Origin of the sequence: Mycolicibacter kumamotonensis, from assembly GCF_002086285.1 — a bacterium.
GTDB lineage: Bacteria > Actinomycetota > Actinomycetes > Mycobacteriales > Mycobacteriaceae > Mycobacterium > Mycobacterium kumamotonense.
The window spans coordinates 56,408-74,233 of the sequence record NZ_MVHU01000004.1 but is presented as its reverse complement, the minus strand read 5'-3'; the positions used below and the strand labels follow the sequence as shown (position 1 = coordinate 74,233).

Here is a 17,826-nt window from a genome sequence, read left to right as displayed (position 1 = left end):
CGATACCGATGTGAGGAGTGTCATGGAATTGCACGAGACAGAGGAACGTCAGGACCTGCGCAAGGCGGTCGCCGAGATCGCCAAGGACTTCGGACACGAGTACTACCTGGAAAAGTCGCTGGCCGGCGGGAAGAGCACCGAGCTGTGGCAGGCCGTGGGCAAACAGGGCTTCCTCGGGGTGAACCTTTCCGAGCAGTACGGCGGCGGCGGCGGCGGCATCTACGACATGCAGATCGTCGGTGAGGAGCTCGCCGCGGCGGGCTGCCCGCTGCTGATGACCGTCGTCTCGCCGACCATCTGCGGCACGATCATCCAGGCATTCGGCAGTGAGGAACTCAAGCAGCAGTGGCTGCCGGGCATCGCCAGCGGCGAGACGATCATGGCATTCGCGATCACCGAGCCGGACGCGGGCTCGAACTCGCACAACATCTCCACGACCGCGAAACGCGACGGCGACGACTGGGTCATCAACGGCACCAAGTACTACATTTCTGGTGTCGACGAAGCCGAAGCGATCCTGGTCGTCACCCGAACGTCTACCAACGACAGTGGTCGCGGACTACTCAGCTTGCTCGTCGTGCCCACCGATGTCCCCGGGCTCACCAAGTCACTCATCCCGGTGCAGGCGGTCACTCCAGAGAAGCAGTTCACTCTATTCTTCGATGACGTCCGCGTGCCGGCCGCCAACCTTATCGGCGCGGAGAACGAGGGCCTGCGCCAGGTCTTCATGGGCCTGAACCCGGAGCGAATCATGGGGGCGGCGCTCGGCAACGGCATCGGTCGCTACGCGCTGGATAAAGCCGCCGATTACGCCCGCAACCGCCACGTGTGGGGAACGCCGATCGGCTCGCACCAAGGCGTATCGCACCCGCTCGCCCACGCCAAGATCCAGGTTGAGCTGGCCCGGTTGATGACTCAGCGTGCCGCCTCCCTGCACGACGCCGGCGATCCGGGGTCGGGTGAGGCGTCGAACATGGCGAAATATGCCGCAGCCGAGGCGGGCATCCTGGCGCTCGACCAGGCGATTCAAACCCACGGCGGCAACGGCATGGCCACCGAGTACGGCCTCGCCACGTTGTGGGGTCCGGCCCGGCTCATGCGCACCGCGCCGATCAGCCGCGAAATGATCCTCAACTTCGTGGCGCAGCACAGCCTGAAACTGCCCGCGTCCTACTGAGTCGCCGCGGAATGAAAGGGAATCGAATGCAACTCGGCATCGGTCAGTGGGTGAGCCGGCGCGCCTTCCTCAACGGCGGGCGCACCGCGTTGATCAGCAACGGCGCGCACATCACCTACGCCGACCTCGATCGGCGCACCAACCAGGTCGCCGCCGCACTCATCGCCCTCGGCGTGCGCAAGGGCGATCGGGTCGCGATGCTGCTGGTCAATTCGACCGAGTTCATCGAGGTGCTGCTGGGCTGCGCCAAAATCGGCGCACTTGCAGTTCCGCTCAACGTGCGCCTTGCCGGACCCGAGATCGGCTACATCCTGGCCGACTCAGGCGCCGATGTTCTGGTCTTCCACGAGCCGTTCGCCGCGCAGGCCAGGAGCGCCGTCACCGAGTCCGGAGTCCGCGTGCGCCATGTCGTGCGCGCCGGTGGGGTGCCGGCGCCGGGCGAGCTCGGCTACGAAGACGTCGTCTCGGGCGCCGCGCCCGAACCGCTCAACGGTGACGTCGACGGCCGCGACCCCGCGTTCATCATGTACACGTCGGGGACGACGGGCCGACCCAAGGGCGCGATCCTCACCCACGACAACCTGCTATGGAACGCGATCAACGTCCTCGGCACCGACATCGGCCTGCGGGGCGAGGACGTCACCGTCGCGGTGGCGCCGATGTTCCACATCGGCGGGCTGGGAGTACACACCCTGCCGCTGTTGTACGTCGGCGGCACCAGCGTGATCATGCCGTCCTTCGAGCCGCGAGCGACGTTACAGGCGATGGCCGACCACCACGTCACGGTCCAGTTCATGGTGCCGGCCATGTGGACCGCACTCACACAGGTGCCCGACTTCGACTCCTTCAACCTGTCTGCGCTGCGTTTCGCCATGGGCGGCGGGTCGCCCGTCCCCCTCACGGTCATCGACTTCATGCGCGAGCGAGGCGTGCCCTTCACCGAGGGCTTCGGCATGACCGAGACCGCTCCCTTGGTGACCGTCCTCGACGCCGAGAACGTCAGCACGCGGGCCGGGTCGATCGGCCGCGTCGCAATGCATGTCGACGCCCGCATCGTCGACGACGACGACCGCGACGTCGCGACCGACACCGTGGGCGAACTGATCGTGCGCGGCCCGAATGTGTTCACCGGCTACTGGATGAAGGCCGAGGCGAGCGCCGAGGCGTTACGCGGGGGCTGGTTCCACACGGGCGACCTCGGGCGCATGGACGCCGAGGGCTTCATCACCCTCGTCGACCGCAAGAAGGACATGATCATCTCCGGCGGCGAGAACGTCTACCCGATCGAGGTCGAGCAGGTTCTCTTCCGCCACCCGGCGGTGTTCGACGCCGCCGTGATCGGCGGTAAGGACGCGAAGTGGGGCGAACGCGTCGTCGCGGTCGTGGTCGCCGACCCGGCGACACAGGCGCCGAGCGCCGAGGAGATCGTAGCGTGGTGCCGGGAGCGGCTGGCACACTTCAAGTGTCCGCGTGACGTGCACTTCGTCGCCGAACTGCCGCGCAATGCCACCGGCAAGCTGCTCAAGACCGAGCTGCGCGCGCAGTTCACGGGCATCGAGGGCGGAGTCGTTTTGCGCTGAGTCGTGCCGCTGCACATCGCGGGTTCGAAGCAGGGCCCCTAAATCATGAACTGAGAAGAGGATGCGACAGCATCGGCGGGGGCTAGCGGTTTCGTTCACCTCCCTTGATTTGGTGCGGCGGGTGCCGACGCAGGCAACCCCAGCGCCGGTAGGATCCCAGCCCGGCCCAGCGGATCGGACGGCGAACAACGTAACCACAAATCGACAGGAGGCCTGAAAGTGGCCGGTTTGCGCCGCAAACTGCTCCTCGAGGCCGCCGCCGACCTGTTCGCGCGGCAAGGCTTTCACGCCGTGGGCATCGACGACATCGGTGCCGCAGCAGGGGTGAGCGGGCCGGCCGTCTACCGGCACTTTCAGAACAAGGACGCGATCCTGCGCGAGTTATGCGACGCCGCCATGACTGAGCTGCTGGCCGGCGCCCGGCGCGCCACCAACGCCGGCACACCGACGGAGGTCCTGCACGCCCTTGTCGACCTACACGCGGCCTTCGGCGCGCGACGACGCGGCCTGTTGGCCGTCTACGCCCGCGAGCACCGCTCGCTGTCGCCGCTGGCGACCCGTGCCCTGCGACGCCGACAGCACAGGTACGAGTCCTTCTGGGTCGACGCGCTCGTACGAGCACGGGGCGATCTGGACCGTGAGCGCGCACAGGGCCTGGTCGCCGCCGTGCTGTCATTGCTCAACGCGTCCGCGTACATGCCGGCGTCGCTGGACGACGCGACGATTGAGGCGATGCTGGCCGCCGCGGCCGTTGCGGCGCTGTTCAGCCGCGCGGTTACACAGCAGGTAGACGGCGCCCCGCACCGGATTTAGTGTGTGTCGAGCAGCGATTCGGGAACGTCCACCACTCGGGATCGCACGTACTCCCCGAGCCCCTTGGCCTGCGCGTCCGGCCGGGTCGAGGAGGCCACCCCGTCACCGAGCAAGCCGTGCACCACCACGTTGAGCGCGCGCAGGTTCGGCAGTTCGAAGCGCTCGATGCGCAGGTGCGCCGTCTCCGGCCCGAGCAGTGTGCGCAGCCGCTCGACGCTCAGGTACTCGCGCGCCCACGCGTAACCGGGGTCGTCGCGTGCCCACAGTCCGAGGTTGGCGTTGCCGCCCTTATCTCCGGACCGCGCACCGAGTACCGACCCGAGCGGCGCGAGCCGCGTCGGCCCGGATGGCGCCGGCAGCTTCGCGGGCGGGGCGATCCCAGCCGGCGGGACCGCACCGGTCGGCGGGTCAGGGATCACGTGCCGATTGCCGTCGGCGTCGACGAGCACGTGCGTGAGGGCCGAGCGCGGAACGTAGGCCGGCCGGTAGACGCCGAACGCGGTCTCCGAGGACGGTGGCGTGGTGGTGTGGAAGCCGGCGAAACCAGCCAGGGCGATCTCCATGACCCCGCCGGAGAAGGCTCGGCCCACCTTTCGCGGGTCGGCGTCCTTCACCGTCACACGCAGGTGCGCGCAGGCTTGCTCGTTCGTCGGCGCATCGGAGACGTCGAAACGCAACAGTCGCACGTCGACTTCGTCGAAGGCGTCGCGTCCGCCGAGAACGTCGAAGAGCTGCTGTTCGGCGAAGGCCGCCTTGGCCTCGATGTCGAGGCCGGTGAGCACCATGGTCATCGTGTTGCGGAAGCCGCCCACCTCGTTCAGCGCCACCTTCAACGTGTCCGGCGGCGGACTGCCTTTCGTACCGCTGATCGCGACACGGTGCTCACCCTGTTGAGCCAGGCGAATGGTGTCGAAGTGGGCGACGACGTCGGGGCCGAGGTAGGCAGGTTCAGCGATCTCGTAGAGCAGCTGGGCGGTGACCGTGCCGACTGAGACCAGTCCCCCGGTGCCGGGATGCTTCGTGATCACCGAAGAGCCGTCCTCGGCGACCTCGGCGATCGGAAACCCCGGGTAGCGGCGGTCGGTGATCTCGTCGAGGAACGCGTAGTTGCCGCCCGTCGCCTGAGGGCCGCACTCGATCACGTGCCCGGCGACGACCGCACCCGCGAGCCGATCCCAGTCGGCGCGTGCCCAGGCGTGCCACCAGGCCGCGGGACCGACCACGAGGGATGCGTCGGTGACCCGGCCGGTCACGACGACGTCGGCGCCCGAATGCAGCGCCTCGGTGATGCCCCAGGCGCCGAGGTAGGCGTTGGCCGACACCGGTTTGATGTCGCCGACGGGCGGCGTGATTGCGTGGAGGTCGCCACGTAGGTCGTCGCCCTCGACGTGCGCGACGCGCGCGGTGAGGCCGAGACGTGCGGACAGCTCGCGCAACGCGGCGGCCAAGCCGGCGGGATTCAGCCCGCCCGCGTTCGCGACGACCTTGATGCCACGATCGAGACAGGTGCCCAGCACCTGTTCCATTTGGGTGAGGAAAGTCCGCGCGTACCCGCCGGACGGGTCTTTGGCCTGGGCCTTGGCCAGGATGAGCATGGTCAGCTCGGCCAGATAGTCACCGCACAGGACGTCGATCGGTCCGCCCTCGACCATCTCGCGGGCTGCGGCGATGCGGTCGCCGTAAAAGCCGGAGCAGTTGCCGATGCGGACCGGGACGCTCACCGCTGACCCCCTGCGAACTGGCCCGCCACGCGCCCGCCGCCAGGGGGCCCCGCGAAGGCCTGGGCGATCGCGAGCCACTGGTCGGCCAGCGGTCCGTCGGCGACCAAAGCGGTGTCGTCGCGGTGGCGGCGTTGGGTCACCAACAGGCAAAAGTCCAGCGCCGGCCCGCTCACGCGGTTGGCGGCGTCGGCTGGCCCCCACGTCCAGACGCTGCCGTCCGGAGCGGTCAGCTCGACGCGTACCGGGTCCGCGGGGAGGTCCAGACCGTTGGCCAGGTAGCTGAAAGCGCGCGCACCCACCCCGATGTGGGCCACGTGCCGCAGCCGTGCCGTGGCCTCGCGGGTCGCGCCGAGCGCGTCGACGATGTCCTGGCCGTGCGCCCAGGTCTCCATGAGTCGCGCTGTCAGCGACGAGACCGCGCTCATCGTCGGCCCGAACCACGGCAGGCGGGTCGCCGGGGCAATGTCCGCGAACGCCGCAACGAGGGCTGCACGCGACGTGTCGAACCACGCGAGCAGGTCGGCAGCCGGCATTTGACGGTAGCGCTCAGCGATGACGTCGGGTGAGATGCTTCCGTCGGCCATCATCGGCAGGTAGTCGCTGCTGAAACCGTCGGGGTCGGTGGCCGAGCGCACCGCCACGTCGTCGAAGAACGCCAGATGGCTGATCTGGTCGCGGATCGCCCAGCCCACGGCCGGAGTCGGCGCGTCCCAGCCGCGCGGACCTTCGGGCAGCGGTGCGATGAGTTCGCGCAACGCGGCCGTTTCGGCTTCGATGTCGGCGATTACCGACTGCATGGTCACCGCCATGTCAGCGTCCCTTCCACTGTGGTGCGCGCTTCTCGCGGAACGCCGTCGGGCCTTCCTGCGCGTCGTCGCTCAGATAGACCGGCTCCCATATCTCGTCGGCCAGGTCGTAGGCGGCGGCGAGGTGGTGCTGTGCCGAGAGGTACACGGTGCGCTTGGACGCAAGCACCGATAGCGGTGCGTTCGCGGCGATGCTGAGCGCCAACTGCCGGGTACGCTCGCGCAACTGATCGGCCGGCACCACCTCATTGACTAAGCCGACCTGGTGGGCGCGCTCGGCGGTGATCGGGTCGCCGGTCAGCAGGATCTGCATGGCAACGCGTGGGGGCACCAGCCACGATAGCGGTGCCGCCCACGGCGACCCGCGGCCGACTTTGACCTCGCTGACGGCGAAGGTCGCGTGTTCGGCAGCCACGACCAGGTCGCACTGCTGCGCGAGCAGGAAGCCCCCGGCGAACGCGACACCGTTGACGGCCGCGATCGTCGGCTTCGCGACATCGATGTTGCGGCCGAACTGCGGAGCGAAGTCCTTCGGGGGCACCTTGAGCGCGTTCTGCGCCATCTCCTTCAAGTCCCCGCCGGCGCAGAACGCCTTATCGCCCACGCCGGTGAGGACGAGCACCTTCGCCGCGTCGTCGTCATTGAAGCGGCGTACCGCGTCGAAAAGCCCCGTGCGCACAGCGTTGTTCAGCGCGTTGCGCGCCTCGGGCCGGTTGATCGTCAGCCAGGCCACGCTGTCGACGACCTCGTAGCGAACCGGTTGCTCGGCCACCGAGCCTCCGTCCCTCACCGTCGCCTCGCATGTGAGTGGCAGCTCACCCCGGCACCTCGACAAACGGGTCGGCCAGCTCAACGGTGGCTTCACTCGGCACGCACGGACCATCTTCGCTCGAGACGAGCAACTCGAGGTCGACGAGGCGCCGTCCGCCATCGTCGCGTTTGGCCACGACCTTGCCGCTCAGGGTTGCGGTCTGGCCCGGATAGATCGACCGGATCATTGAGATTCTGCGGCGCCGGATGAGCGCGTCGGGTCCGGCCCATTCGTTGAGGCCGCGGTCGATGAAGCCATGGAAGAAGAGGGTTGACAGGTAGATCGTGCGCTGGCCCTGGCTGCGCGCGTAGTCGGGGTCGTGGTGACCGGGGAACCAGTCCCATGTCGAAGCCGCGTTCATGCAGATGCGCTTGTAGCTGATCTCGATCGAGACGGGCGTCAGGGTGTCGCCGACGGCGATGTCCTCGAACCGCACGGGGACGCGGACCATGCTGCGCTCGGTGGAGTCGTTCATGATGCGCCTTCACTATCGGCGGTGTCGTATCGGAAGAGCACGTTGGTGTTGCGGCCGATGACCTCACCGTGCTGGTCGGAGAAGGTGCTCACCGTGGTGATGAACACACCGGTGCCCACCCGCGTCGTCTTGGGCTCGGAGATCGAGGCGATCTCCTCCACGATCGACACGTGATCGCCTACCCGGGGCCGGCGTTCGAACTCCGTCGTCGTCGAGGCGTTGATGATGTGGTGGCCCGGCAACGGGACGCTGAGCGCGAACATCATGTCGGCACGCGCTAGGTACCCGGGCACCCACTGCGGCGCGAAGCCGAGGCTCATCAGCAGCCCGGGCGGGCAGTCCTCACCCTCCCAGTAACGGGGGTTCGCGTCCTCGACGAGCGAGCAGTAGTACAACACCATCGAGCGGTCGATCGGGAACCACGCATGCCGCGGTTCGGAGCGATGACCGACCCACGCCCGGCCTTCGTCGAAGGTCCCGAACGTCATCCCGAGGCCGGTGACGTCGCTCGTTGGCGCGCTCACCGGGTCACCTGCACGACGGCGCTCCCCTTTATCGCGGGTTCGCCGGTCTGGCGCGTGACCACGAGTTCGAGGTCTGCCACCTGCTGCCCTCCGGCCTCGCGCACGCCGGTGACCCTGCCGCCGAAGCTGAGCAGGTCACCGGGCCATACCTGACCGGTGAACCGGATGCGGAACGAGCGGATGTTGGCCAGCCCCACCCAGGCGGTCAGCCGCTGCGCGAGCACACCGCCGTGCAGCAGTCCCATGCCGAACACACCGGGCATGCCGGCCGCGCGGGCGAACTCTTCGTCGTGGTGGATCGGGTTGAAGTCGCCGCCGGAGCCGGCGTAGCGAACGATGTGCGAGCGCGTCAGCGGGCCGAACTGTGAGGTCGGCATCTCGTCGCCGATGGCCAACGCCACCGGCGCGGGGGATGTCGTCATTGGGTGGAGCCTCCGGTTTCGATCAAGACGTCGGTCTGGCGCACGACGAGTTCGTCGCGCTGGTTGGTGAAGTCGGTCTCGATCGTCACGATTGTCATGATGCCGCCGCGCTTCCCCTCGCGGCTGGTCACGTTCGACACCCGACGAGTCTCGGTGAGCTCGTCGCCGACGAACACCGGCGCGAAATACTCCCAGCCGCACTCACCGTGCAGTACGCGTCGCAGGTCGAGCCCGAGGGCGCCGAACATGTCGTCGTCGGCGCGCCAGTGAGCCGAGGAGACGACGAAGGTCGGAGGAGCGGGGATCGCGCCGAAGCCGGCGGCGCGGGCGGCCGCGACGTCCTGGTAGATCGGGTCGCGGTCGCCGAGCGAAAGTGCGAACTCGCGCACTTTGGACCGGTCGACGGGAAACGTGGTCCTCCCGAGTTGCGTCCCGATGAGCGATGCGTCAGCCACTCTGGTCACCTTTCCCGCCGGCGAAGGCCGGCGCACAATCGCGAATGAGGCTGCCGAGGTTCTCGGCGATGCGCTCGGGCGCGAGACCAATCGAGGGTGAGTAGAGAACGATGTGGTCCAGCACGCCCTCGTAGCGGCGCAGCCCTTCTCGGACCTCGGCGGCGGTGCCGGCCACCGCCATCGCGTCGATCATGTCGTCGGTGACCGCGGCGAACATGGCCGGCAGGTCACGCCGTGCGAACGCGTCGCGGATGGCCGCTGCCTGCCTGGCGAAACCGCTGACGTCGAGCACGTGCTCGTAGGTCTTCACCGAGGAGTAGAACGCGATCTGCTGCGCGGCCTCACGACGTGCGATCTGTGGGTCGTCGTGCACCGCGCAGATGACCATCGAGACGATCTCAATGTCGGCGGGATCGCGTCCGGCCCGCTCCGCACCGCGCACGACGGCTGGGCGGGCGACCTCCTCGACGTAAGTCGTGGTGAACAGCGGATGACCAGCCAACCCGTCGGCTACGCGCCCTGCCACCTCGCACATCCGCGGACGCACGCCCGCGGTGATGATCGGGATCGCTCGCTTCGGCGGCGCGACGTCGCCGGTTGGGACGAGATTCATCCGGTAGAAGCGCCCCTCATGGCGCACGGGGCCCTCGTGCAGGTTCCAGATCCGACGCACGAGCGGGACCAGCTCCTCCATGCGCAGAGCGGGAGCGGAGGTGTCCTCCACGCCGTGCCAGTCGCTCATCATGCGGCGTGTACCGTTGCCGAGCCCGAGTACGACGCGCCCGCCTGAAAGCTCGTCGAGGTCACGCGCCTCGGTGGCGAGCACGAGCGGGCTGCGCCCGACGCCATACAGGATCGACGACCCGATGCGGCAGCGCTTTGTGCGCGCGGCCATCGCGGCCATCGAGATCGAGCCGGAGCGCGAGTAGAACTCCGAGGCCCAGGCGGCGTCGAAGCCGGCGAGGTCGGTAGCCTCGGCGGTCTCGACAAGGGTGGCCAAGTCCGCGCCGAGCACCGAGACCCCGTACGTGGTCACGACGCCGCCAGCCTGAATCGGACCAGCCCAAGGTCCTCGTTCACCCGCTCGAACACTGCGCGCACTCTCGCCCCGATCGCAACTTCATCTGGGGCCACGCCCTCGAGACTGGCCAACAACTGCGGCCCCTCGTCCAGACGAACGAGCACGACGACGTACGGCTCGCTGCGCGGGAACGAGTCCCACGGGGGGCGGTACACCGGCGCGAAACTGACGATCTCACCAGTACCCGCCGCGGTCTCCCAGGCCAACTCACCGTCATGGCAGACGGGACACACCAGCCGCGGGTAGAGGAAAGGGTGGTCGTTCGCGCACCGCTGGAAGACGAGTACACCGCGGGCCGCTGCTGCGAAGTAGGGACGGTTGACATCGGTCAGCGGCGGCAGCGCCTCAGGATCGTGCAGACCGTCGAGAGAACTCGAAGCTGCGGTCATGACGCTCCCTCCATCACCATGCTGACGTGACTGCACAGCATCGAGCCGTAGCTGTGCACGAACGCGGTATCCGCCCCGGGCACCTGACGGCCCTCGGCGCGACCGGACAACTGCCAGTAACCCTCAAGGATCTGCGAAATGCCAGAGGAGGTCCCGGTGTGCCCGAACCGGATTAGGCCGCCGTCGGTGTTCACCGGAAGGTCGCCCCCCGGATCGGCGCAGCCGTCACGGTAGAAATCGCCTGCCCCACCGGGCTTCACGAAACCCGCCTCCTCAAGGATCATCGCCGGGTTGGAGGCGAAGGCGTCGTAGAGCAAAGCGATGTCGACGTCGGCCGGCGCCCGTCCGGAGCGCTCAAAGGCCATCGGACCCGAACGGGCGGCCCCGGTACGACCCGGCCGGGCCAGCGAGGTCAGAAAACCGTGGGTGTGACCCTCTCCAAAGCCCAGCAAATGCACCGGCCGGTGCTTGCCCGCGCGAGCCCGGCGGGCCGAGCCCAGCACCAGCGCGCCACCGCCCTCGCAGGGAATCGAGCAGTGGTAGAAGTGGAACGGCCCGGCGATCGGCCGGGACGCCAGCACGTCCTCCACAGTCAGGCGTTGAGCGCCGTGCGCGATAGCCGCGGGGTTCAGTGCGGCCCACCGGTCCTGCGACACGGTGACCTCGGCGATGTCCGCCTTGCCCTGTCCCGTCTCGTGCATCCAGGCCTGCGCGATCAAACCGTAGAGCGCCGGCACGGACGGTCCATAGGGCATCTCGAACGCGTGGTCACACACCAGCGCCATCAGTTCGCGCCCGCCATCGCGGATCGGTGGAAACTTGCCCGCCGACACGACCAGCACCGTCTCGGCCTCGCCCCGGGCGATGACGTTACTCGCCATGCGCGTCATGGCGAGATGGGTCCCGCCGCCAAGCTGACAGGTCATCTGAAGTTTCAGATTGTGCAGCCCGAGATAGTCCATGAGGTCCTCGGACAGGAAGATCGAACCCTCGTTCGTCATCGGCCCGGCGCACACCAGACCGTCGACCTCGTCTGGGACCACCCCTGCGTCGGCGAGAGCCGCGACCGCGGCGCGCACATGCAATTCAGTGGAGGTGTACGGAACGTTTCTCCCTGGAGCGAGTTCGGCGGCACCGATGATGGCCGGCTGGTCGTGTGGCATCCGGACTCCTCTCGACCACGCGTCCAACGCCGGTCCCGACGTGAACGACGGTTAGCATAGCGTGCCTAGAGGTCCGCGTCACCCCCGCCCGCACCCGCCGCTAGCGCGGTATGGATTCTCTGGAATGTCCTTGCGCCTCTTCCCAAGAGGGTGCTGCGATGACCGAAACCCGCGCCGATCGTGTCGTTTCTCGACGATGTCCAGGTGACAGATGAGGCCGATCGTGAAGCCCGCTGGTTCCGATGGTCGCCCGGCACACGCCGGGGCGGATCTATAGCCCTCAGTCGCGCGTTTTTCTGAAGTGGCGCGGTGAACGACCGGTCCACCGTTTGAAGGCATGTGTGAAGTTCGTGAGCTCCGCGTACCCGAGTTCTGCCGCGATCTCGCTTACAGACAACGATCTGTCGAGAAGTCGCAGAATTGCTCGCTCCCGCAAGAACGACTGACGCAATTCGCGAAAGGTGGTCCCCTCTTCGCGGAGGCGCCGCTTCAACGTGCTCGGGGATATCGAAAGCTCGCCCGCCGTCCGGCTGATGTTCGTTTTTCCGGGATCTTTTTCGAGCAGGTCCCTTACTTTTTCGGAGACCGACGTGTCACGTCGTTGATCGAGAGTTCGCTGCAAATCGGTGACGGCAATCCGGTACGCCACAGGATCGGAGAATCGACAGACCTCCTCGAGCGAAGCCGCGGGAACGTGGACGAACGAGCTGGGGGCGTCGAAGAAGATCCGACCCGCCAACACTTCGTCATGAAGAACCCACGACTCCGGCGCTGAATGACTTAAATGCAGTTCAATATTCGGTACGGCACCCGCGAGCATGTCGAGCAGACGCAACAGCGCCAGCCCACCGTAGGTGACGGCCAGGCAGTTCAGGCCCGCGTCACCGGTGCGACCGGTGAGCCCGATCGTGAGGCCGCGTTCCGTCGAATGGAACGTCGGGCTGAGGGCTGTGGTGATCACCGGCAGATAAGCAAGCAACTCGACAACCTCGGCTACCGAGCCCGCGCTGACCAAGGGAACACTGAGTGCCCCAAAGGACGTCAGTTTGGCGTGTTCAGCGAACGCGAAACCCAGACGGGTTCCCTGATCACAATCGAAATCGGAATATATCTCCCTGAACCACCGTAAGGGGACCTGCGCGTCGCGACCCACCAACATCGACTCGGTAACGTGCTCGCGAACCATGATGCTGCGGAGCGCAATGCTGGCGTCATGCCCCAGCGCCTCACTGTCCAGCATCTGCAGGAAAGCCAGCGCTGGCATACCCGAGTCGTCGAGTTTCACGTGCCTCCCTGCGCGTGAGCTAAAAACACAACTTTTTGACTCCTGCGAGCCTAGCGACGCTGGTCACGCGCGACAACGCTAAATAGAGGAGTTCCAAATTGAGGAGAGTTAATCATGGCAGTCGTCACCTTCGTCTCTCACGACGGCGAGAAGTACGAAGCCCCCTTGGCCGAAGGGCAGTCCTTGATGCAGGTTGCGGTCAACAACGCGGTGCCCGGCATCGACGGCGATTGTGGAGGGGAAGCCGCATGCGGAACGTGCCACGTGATCGTCGCTCCCGAGTGGTCGGACACGGTGGGACTCTGCGGCGCCAACGAAGAGGAGATGCTCGCGATGAACCCCGAGCGTCAGCGGACGTCGAGGCTGTCTTGCCAGATGTCCGCCTCCGAGGCATGGGATGGCTTGACGGTCGAGCTACCTGAGTTCCAGCTCTGAAACAACGTCATGGATTTGGAGGAAACAATAATGAGTATTCCCGCGGCAGTGGCCGCCAAAGCCCAGTCTGCCGTGCCTCTGGAGCTGCAAATCCGCGGCGCACACCTCTACGACAAGACACGCCGGTGGGTAACCGGAACCAATGGTAAGAAGATCTTCACCGAGACGCCCATTCCTCCGGTCGAGGACGTTGATATCGCCGACATCGATCTCAGCAACCCGTTCCTCTACCGCCAAGGCCGCTGGAAGTCCTACTTCGAACGCGTGCGCAACGAGGCGCCGGTGCACTACCAGGCTCACAGTGCGTTCGGCCCGTTCTGGTCGGTGACCCGCCACGCGGACATCATCGCCGTCGACAAGAACCACGAGGCTTTCTCCGCAGAGCCGTTCATCATCATCGGGAGACCGCCCCGCTTCATGGACATCGCCATGTTCATCGCGATGGATCCGCCACAACACGACTTGCAGCGCGCTTCCGTCCAAGGGGTTGTCGCGCCGAAGAACCTGCGCGAGATGGAGGGGCTGATCCGCTCGCGTGTCCAGGAAGTGCTGGACGATCTACCGGTGGATCAGCCGTTCAATTGGGTGCACCACGTCTCCATCGAACTGACAGCGCGCATGCTCGCGACCCTGCTGGACTTCCCGTACGAGCAGCGGCACAAGCTCGTGGAATGGTCGGACCTCGCCACCTCCATGGAGCAAGCCAATGGTGGTCCTTCCGACAACGACAGAGTGTTTCGTGGCATGGTCGACATGGCGAAGGGTCTCAGCGCTCTCTGGCATGACAAGGCGGCCCGTACCGCCAACGGGGAGCGACCGGGCTTCGATCTGATCACGATGCTGCAGGCCAACGAGGACACTAAGGATCTCATCGACCGCCCGATGGAATTCCTCGGCAATTTGGTACTGCTGATCGTCGGGGGAAACGACACGACTCGCAACTCGATGAGCGGAGGGGTTCTCGCCTTGAACCAGTTCCCCGATCAGTTCGAGAAGTTGAAGGCGAACCCTGACCTGATTCCCAACATGGTATCCGAGATCATTCGCTGGCAGACCCCGTTGGCGTACATGCGCCGAGTCGCGAAAAAAGACATCATGTTGAACGGGCAATTCATCCGCAAGGGCGACAAGGTCGTGATGTGGTACGCCTCTGGTAACCGCGATGAGCGTGTCTTCGAGCGGGCCGATGAGTTGATCATCGATAGGAGCAACGCCCGCAATCACATCTCGTTCGGGTTCGGCGTGCACAGGTGCATGGGAAACCGACTTGCTGAGTTGCAGCTTCGAATCCTGTGGGAGGAATTGCTCCCTCGCTTTGAGAACATCGAGGTGGTCGGCGAACCCGAGTATGTGCAATCGAATTTCGTCAGGGGTATCAGCAAGCTGATGGTTCGCCTCACTCCCAGGCCAAGTGCGTGACTCCCGAACGAGCGGTGATCGTCGGCGCGAGCCACGCCGGCGCGCAGTTGGCAGCTAATCTTCGAAGGGAGGGGTGGTCTGGGGAGGTCGTGCTCATCGGCGACGAGGGGGGACTGCCCTACCACCGGCCTCCGTTGTCGAAGGGATACCTGGCCGGCAAGAACGGCCTCGACGACCTCCTGATTCGCGGCGCTGATTTCTACGAAAAGCAGCACATTCGACTCTTGAATGCGACCGTGGAGGCGATCCACCGGAGTGCCAAGCGTGTGTCTCTGAGCACCGGCGACACGCTGACGTACACCAAGCTCGCGTTGTGCACCGGCGCAAGGGCCAGACGACTCCCCACACCAGGGGTGGATCTTCCCGGAATTCACTACCTGCGTACCGCTGCAGACGTCGAGTTGATCCGTGCCGCCGCTACACCGGGTCGGAGGGTTGTGATCGTGGGCGGCGGTTACATCGGGTTGGAAACGGCGGCCTCGCTGTGTTCGCTCGGCATGAACGTCACCGTCCTCGAGGCAACCGAGCGTGTACTCGAACGGGTCACCGCGCCGGAGGTTTCCGCGTTTTACACCCGAATCCACAACGGCGAGGGAGTGGAGATCCGAACACACGCTCTCGTCGAAGCCTTCTCCGGCAACGGCAGAGTGCAGGAGGTCGTGCTGGCAGGCGGCGAACCGATCCCCGCCGACTTGGTCATCGTCGGCGTCGGTGTGGTGCCGAACACCGAGCTCGCCTCGGCCGCAGGATTATCCGTCGACAACGGCATCGTGATCGACGACCAGGCCCGCACCAGCGACCCCGACATCGTGGCCGCCGGCGACTGCACCAGCCACACCATGGCTCGATACGGCTCGCGTATTCGTTTGGAATCCGTATCGAGCGCCGGCGAGCAGGCCAAGATCGCTGCGGCGACAATCTGCGGAAAACACAGCGCAATCGCTGCGCTTCCGTGGTTCTGGTCCGACCAGTACGATCTCAAACTCCAGATCGCCGGTCTCAACACCGGATACGACGAAGTGGTCTTCAGCGGCGACCCGTCGCGTGACCGTGACTTCAGCTGCTTCTACTTCCGCGATCGTGAACTCATCGCCGCCGACTGCGTCAACCGTCCTCGCGATTTCATGTTCAGTAAGCGGGCCATCAGCCAGCAGCTCCGAGTTGACCGCTCAGAGCTCCTCGCCGGCTCGATCTGACACGAGAGCTTGCTAGTTACAAACTGTGGACAACTCCCAGGTACCTGAGTGCTACGCGGGAGATCCGCTCACCGGTGGTGGCGATGTCCGCGGCTGGGAGTACAACATGACTCACTGTCAGTCGCACCAGAACATCTGCGACCTCCTCAACGTCTTCGGGATCGAGATCGTCGAAGTGGTCGTTAAACCACGTGATCAGAGCCGCGGAGCAGAGCTGAAGCAGGGAAGCCGACGTCGGCAGAAGAGGTAGGACTCCAGTAGACGACGAGCCACCGCGATCATTCCCCGAAGGGTTGGACGTCAGAACTGCCTTGAGGAGCGGGCTGTCTTCTGCTTCACAGAGGGTGAATTGCACCGCTGCGGTGATGCCGCCCCGCACGTCGCCCACGTGTTCGGCAAGGACGGCAAGAATGCCTTCCATAAAGCGCTGGCCCTCCGACACCACAAGCGCGTCGCCGAGCCCCTGTTTGTCGCCGAACTCTTTGTACAACGTCGGGCGGGAGACGCCGACCGATTCGGCAACCTCGCTCATCCGGACCTGATCCCAGCCCTTCTCGATGGCGAGTTCTCGTGTCGCCCTCAAAACCTTTTCGCGCACATGCCGGCGGAAAGACACCCGCGCTGGTTCAGTTGGCATAGGAGCAGGATAGGCGCCAGCCCTACATGGGCAGTCAACCGACAGCAGGGTTCATGTGGTCCTGTCGAGGAATTCGACGACCGCCGTCGAGAATGCGTCGTTGTTGTCGCCGGCAATCATGTGTCCCGCGCCCGATACGTCAACGGTTTGCGCGTGCGGAACGACGGTCAGGAAATGCTTTACTGTCTCTTCGGAGACCATGTCAGATAGTAGGCCCCGGACCAGCAGCGTTGGCGCGGACACCTGCCTCGCACCATCAAGAAGGAACGCGCTCATCATGTCGAAGTCTTTAGCGCCTTCGTCTGGATCACCCTGCAGGAACTGGAAATTCGACGTCACGAAAGCTGGATCCCATCGCCAGGCCCAGCGACCGTCTTCGCGACGGGCGAGGACTTTTCGGAGGCCGTCGAGGTTTTCGGGGCGAGGGCGGTGCGGGTTGTAGGCGGCGATCACGTCAGCGGCCGACTCTAGGCTGTCGAAACCTTCGGGGTGTGCCGACATGAACGCTACGACTCGTCGGGCGCCTTCCATCTCCATTCGCGGAGTGACGTCAACCAGGACGACGGCCTGCCATAGGTCCGGCGGGGCGAGCAAGTGTGTTCCGAGAATGGTCAAGCCGCCCAGAGAGGCGCCGATCGCGGCGACGGGGCGGCCGGAATCGGCGTATGAGCGCACGGCCAATAGGTCGGATCCAAGCCGGTCCCCGTCGTAGCGTCCGTCGGGGTCCCAGTCGCTGTCCCCGTGTCCCCTGGTGTCGTACGCGGCCACCGTGTAGCCCCGCTGGTGCAGGCGTTGGGCGGTGACGTCCCAGGCGTGTCGGCTTTGACCTCCGCCGTGAAGGAGCAACACGACCGCCCGCGGCGCATCACAGCGGTAGAGGTCGACCGCCAGCGTCAGCCCGTCCGCCGTGGGCACGCGCTCGACCACAGGAGCCGACGAATCGCCTGTTCTCTTTGCCGACATCAGGAGCTCGTCTTCGGTGCGACGACGGTGACGGTTCCCTGGGCCGCACACACCGCTCTGCCGTCGTTGCAGATGTCGATACGCGCCACACCGCTGGTTCTGCCCAGCGAGATGATCTCGGCTGTGGCTACACAGGTGCCGCTAGAGACCGGACGAAGCAGATTCAGTTTGAACTCCGTTGTCGCGACCCAAGATCCCAGTGGAATCACGGGATAAAACACCACTCCGAGGCAGTGGTCGACCATGGCCGATAAGCAGCCCCCATGCAGGTTCCCGAAAGGCGTCTTCAGGTCGTCGCGTGCGTCCATCTCCGCGACGAGCCGTCCCGCAGTGAATTCGGTGTGACGGAAGCCGAGGTAACCGGCCAACCCGCCCGTGGTTTCTGCTGCGCTCTTTAGTTGCTCAGCGACCTGTTCGTTGAACGTGGTGAATTGCACAGGCCCTCCTACCTCATCTGCCGTCGAGACATTACGC

20 protein-coding genes are annotated in these 17,826 nt (G+C 65.7%); 6 read left to right on the top strand and 14 right to left on the bottom strand.

Annotation, left to right across the window (positions count from 1 at the left end):
* Positions 1-22 precede the first annotated feature (22 nt).
* The 3 genes from BST28_RS04365 (at position 23) to BST28_RS04355 (ending at position 3,570) form a co-directional block, all read left to right on the top strand.
* Complete coding sequence (locus BST28_RS04365) at positions 23-1,177, top strand: acyl-CoA dehydrogenase family protein (protein WP_011560586.1); 1,155 nt, start codon at positions 23-25, stop codon at positions 1,175-1,177.
* A 26-nt stretch (positions 1,178-1,203) separates the two neighbouring features.
* Positions 1,204-2,757: an acyl-CoA synthetase gene (locus BST28_RS04360; RefSeq protein WP_011560587.1), complete on the top strand. Its 1,554-nt coding sequence runs from the start codon at positions 1,204-1,206 to the stop codon at positions 2,755-2,757.
* Between the two features lie 219 nt (positions 2,758-2,976).
* Positions 2,977-3,570 carry a TetR/AcrR family transcriptional regulator gene (locus tag BST28_RS04355; protein WP_011560588.1) on the top strand — a complete coding sequence of 198 codons (594 nt, stop codon included), beginning with the start codon at positions 2,977-2,979 and terminating at the stop codon, positions 3,568-3,570.
* Here BST28_RS04355 and BST28_RS04350 read toward each other — a convergent pair.
* The 11 genes from BST28_RS04350 to BST28_RS04295 all read right to left on the bottom strand — a co-directional run bounded on the left by BST28_RS04350 (position 3,567) and on the right by BST28_RS04295 (position 12,702).
* Entirely contained in the window at positions 3,567-5,291 is a 1,725-nt protein-coding gene (locus BST28_RS04350) for an acyclic terpene utilization AtuA family protein (RefSeq protein WP_011560589.1), read from the bottom strand. The genes BST28_RS04355 and BST28_RS04350 overlap by 4 nt on opposite strands.
* Positions 5,288-6,100, bottom strand: coding sequence for a TIGR03084 family metal-binding protein (locus tag BST28_RS04345; RefSeq protein WP_011560590.1), 813 nt, complete (start codon positions 6,098-6,100; stop codon positions 5,288-5,290). The genes BST28_RS04350 and BST28_RS04345 overlap by 4 nt, the downstream gene beginning before the upstream one ends.
* Position 6,101: 1 nt before the next feature.
* A complete protein-coding gene (locus BST28_RS04340; RefSeq protein ID WP_011560591.1) occupies positions 6,102-6,869 on the bottom strand; it encodes an enoyl-CoA hydratase/isomerase family protein in 768 nt (255 codons plus the stop codon).
* A gap of 43 nt (positions 6,870-6,912) precedes the next feature.
* The gene (locus BST28_RS04335) at positions 6,913-7,383 is read right to left on the bottom strand and encodes a hotdog family protein (protein WP_011560592.1); all 471 of its coding nucleotides are present in this window, start codon (positions 7,381-7,383) and stop codon (positions 6,913-6,915) included.
* The gene (locus tag BST28_RS04330; RefSeq protein ID WP_017205330.1) at positions 7,380-7,871 is read right to left on the bottom strand and encodes an FAS1-like dehydratase domain-containing protein; all 492 of its coding nucleotides are present in this window, start codon (positions 7,869-7,871) and stop codon (positions 7,380-7,382) included. The genes BST28_RS04335 and BST28_RS04330 overlap by 4 nt, the downstream gene beginning before the upstream one ends.
* Positions 7,872-7,903: 32 nt before the next feature.
* Positions 7,904-8,329 (bottom strand): dihydroxy-acid dehydratase, encoded by a 426-nt coding sequence (locus BST28_RS04325; protein WP_011560594.1) that lies wholly within the window; start codon positions 8,327-8,329, stop codon positions 7,904-7,906.
* Positions 8,326-8,784, bottom strand: a complete 459-nt coding sequence (locus BST28_RS04320; RefSeq protein WP_011560595.1) for an FAS1-like dehydratase domain-containing protein — start codon at positions 8,782-8,784, stop codon at positions 8,326-8,328. The genes BST28_RS04325 and BST28_RS04320 overlap by 4 nt, the downstream gene beginning before the upstream one ends.
* Complete coding sequence (locus BST28_RS04315; protein WP_014382413.1) at positions 8,777-9,820, bottom strand: LLM class flavin-dependent oxidoreductase; 1,044 nt, start codon at positions 9,818-9,820, stop codon at positions 8,777-8,779. The genes BST28_RS04320 and BST28_RS04315 overlap by 8 nt, the downstream gene beginning before the upstream one ends.
* Positions 9,817-10,254, bottom strand: coding sequence for a Zn-ribbon domain-containing OB-fold protein (locus tag BST28_RS04310; RefSeq protein ID WP_011560597.1), 438 nt, complete (start codon positions 10,252-10,254; stop codon positions 9,817-9,819). The genes BST28_RS04315 and BST28_RS04310 overlap by 4 nt, the downstream gene beginning before the upstream one ends.
* On the bottom strand, positions 10,251-11,417 hold the full coding sequence (locus tag BST28_RS04305; protein WP_011560598.1) for a thiolase family protein: 1,167 nt from the start codon (positions 11,415-11,417) through the stop codon (positions 10,251-10,253). Before BST28_RS04305 ends, BST28_RS04310 begins: the two co-directional genes overlap by 4 nt.
* A 280-nt stretch (positions 11,418-11,697) precedes the next feature.
* A complete protein-coding gene (locus BST28_RS04295; protein WP_011560599.1) occupies positions 11,698-12,702 on the bottom strand; it encodes a helix-turn-helix domain-containing protein in 1,005 nt (334 codons plus the stop codon).
* A 114-nt stretch (positions 12,703-12,816) separates the two neighbouring features.
* Between BST28_RS04295 and BST28_RS04290 the strand changes: the two genes are divergently transcribed.
* From BST28_RS04290 to BST28_RS04280, 3 genes are read left to right on the top strand one after another with little or no spacing between them, the layout of a single operon-like run.
* Positions 12,817-13,137, top strand: coding sequence for a 2Fe-2S iron-sulfur cluster-binding protein (locus BST28_RS04290; RefSeq protein WP_011560600.1), 321 nt, complete (start codon positions 12,817-12,819; stop codon positions 13,135-13,137).
* 30 nt (positions 13,138-13,167) lie between these two features.
* Positions 13,168-14,556, top strand: coding sequence for a cytochrome P450 (locus BST28_RS04285; protein WP_011560601.1), 1,389 nt, complete (start codon positions 13,168-13,170; stop codon positions 14,554-14,556).
* Positions 14,553-15,752, top strand: coding sequence for an NAD(P)/FAD-dependent oxidoreductase (locus BST28_RS04280; protein ID WP_011560602.1), 1,200 nt, complete (start codon positions 14,553-14,555; stop codon positions 15,750-15,752). Before BST28_RS04285 ends, BST28_RS04280 begins: the two co-directional genes overlap by 4 nt.
* Positions 15,753-15,768: 16 nt before the next feature.
* Here BST28_RS04280 and BST28_RS04275 read toward each other — a convergent pair whose 3' ends face one another.
* The 3 genes from BST28_RS04275 to BST28_RS04265 all read right to left on the bottom strand — a co-directional run bounded on the left by BST28_RS04275 (position 15,769) and on the right by BST28_RS04265 (position 17,789).
* The gene (locus BST28_RS04275) at positions 15,769-16,350 is read right to left on the bottom strand and encodes a TetR/AcrR family transcriptional regulator (protein WP_005110548.1); all 582 of its coding nucleotides are present in this window, start codon (positions 16,348-16,350) and stop codon (positions 15,769-15,771) included.
* Positions 16,351-16,440: 90 nt separating this feature from the next.
* Positions 16,441-17,352 (bottom strand): alpha/beta fold hydrolase, encoded by a 912-nt coding sequence (locus BST28_RS04270; protein WP_011560604.1) that lies wholly within the window; start codon positions 17,350-17,352, stop codon positions 16,441-16,443.
* Positions 17,352-17,789, bottom strand: a complete 438-nt coding sequence (locus tag BST28_RS04265; protein ID WP_011560605.1) for a PaaI family thioesterase — start codon at positions 17,787-17,789, stop codon at positions 17,352-17,354. The genes BST28_RS04270 and BST28_RS04265 overlap by 1 nt, the downstream gene beginning before the upstream one ends.
* Positions 17,790-17,826: the final 37 nt, after the last annotated feature.

Excerpts from the sequence above, each read along its gene's own strand:
- BST28_RS04330 (WP_017205330.1), bottom strand. The coding sequence starts at position 7,871 with ATGACGTTCGGGACCTTCGACGAAGGCCGGGCGTGGGTCGGTCATCGC.
- BST28_RS04310 (WP_011560597.1), bottom strand. The coding sequence starts at position 10,254 with ATGACCGCAGCTTCGAGTTCTCTCGACGGTCTGCACGATCCTGAGGCG.
- BST28_RS04365 (WP_011560586.1), top strand. The coding sequence starts at position 23 with ATGGAATTGCACGAGACAGAGGAACGTCAGGACCTGCGCAAGGCGGTC.
- BST28_RS04345 (WP_011560590.1), bottom strand. The coding sequence starts at position 6,100 with ATGGCGGTGACCATGCAGTCGGTAATCGCCGACATCGAAGCCGAAACG.
- BST28_RS04305 (WP_011560598.1), bottom strand. The coding sequence starts at position 11,417 with ATGCCACACGACCAGCCGGCCATCATCGGTGCCGCCGAACTCGCTCCA.
- BST28_RS04285 (WP_011560601.1), top strand. The coding sequence starts at position 13,168 with ATGAGTATTCCCGCGGCAGTGGCCGCCAAAGCCCAGTCTGCCGTGCCT.
- BST28_RS04270 (WP_011560604.1), bottom strand. The coding sequence starts at position 17,352 with ATGTCGGCAAAGAGAACAGGCGATTCGTCGGCTCCTGTGGTCGAGCGC.
- BST28_RS04325 (WP_011560594.1), bottom strand. The coding sequence starts at position 8,329 with ATGACGACATCCCCCGCGCCGGTGGCGTTGGCCATCGGCGACGAGATG.
- BST28_RS04335 (WP_011560592.1), bottom strand. The coding sequence starts at position 7,383 with ATGAACGACTCCACCGAGCGCAGCATGGTCCGCGTCCCCGTGCGGTTC.
- BST28_RS04360 (WP_011560587.1), top strand. The coding sequence starts at position 1,204 with ATGCAACTCGGCATCGGTCAGTGGGTGAGCCGGCGCGCCTTCCTCAAC.
- BST28_RS04290 (WP_011560600.1), top strand. The coding sequence starts at position 12,817 with ATGGCAGTCGTCACCTTCGTCTCTCACGACGGCGAGAAGTACGAAGCC.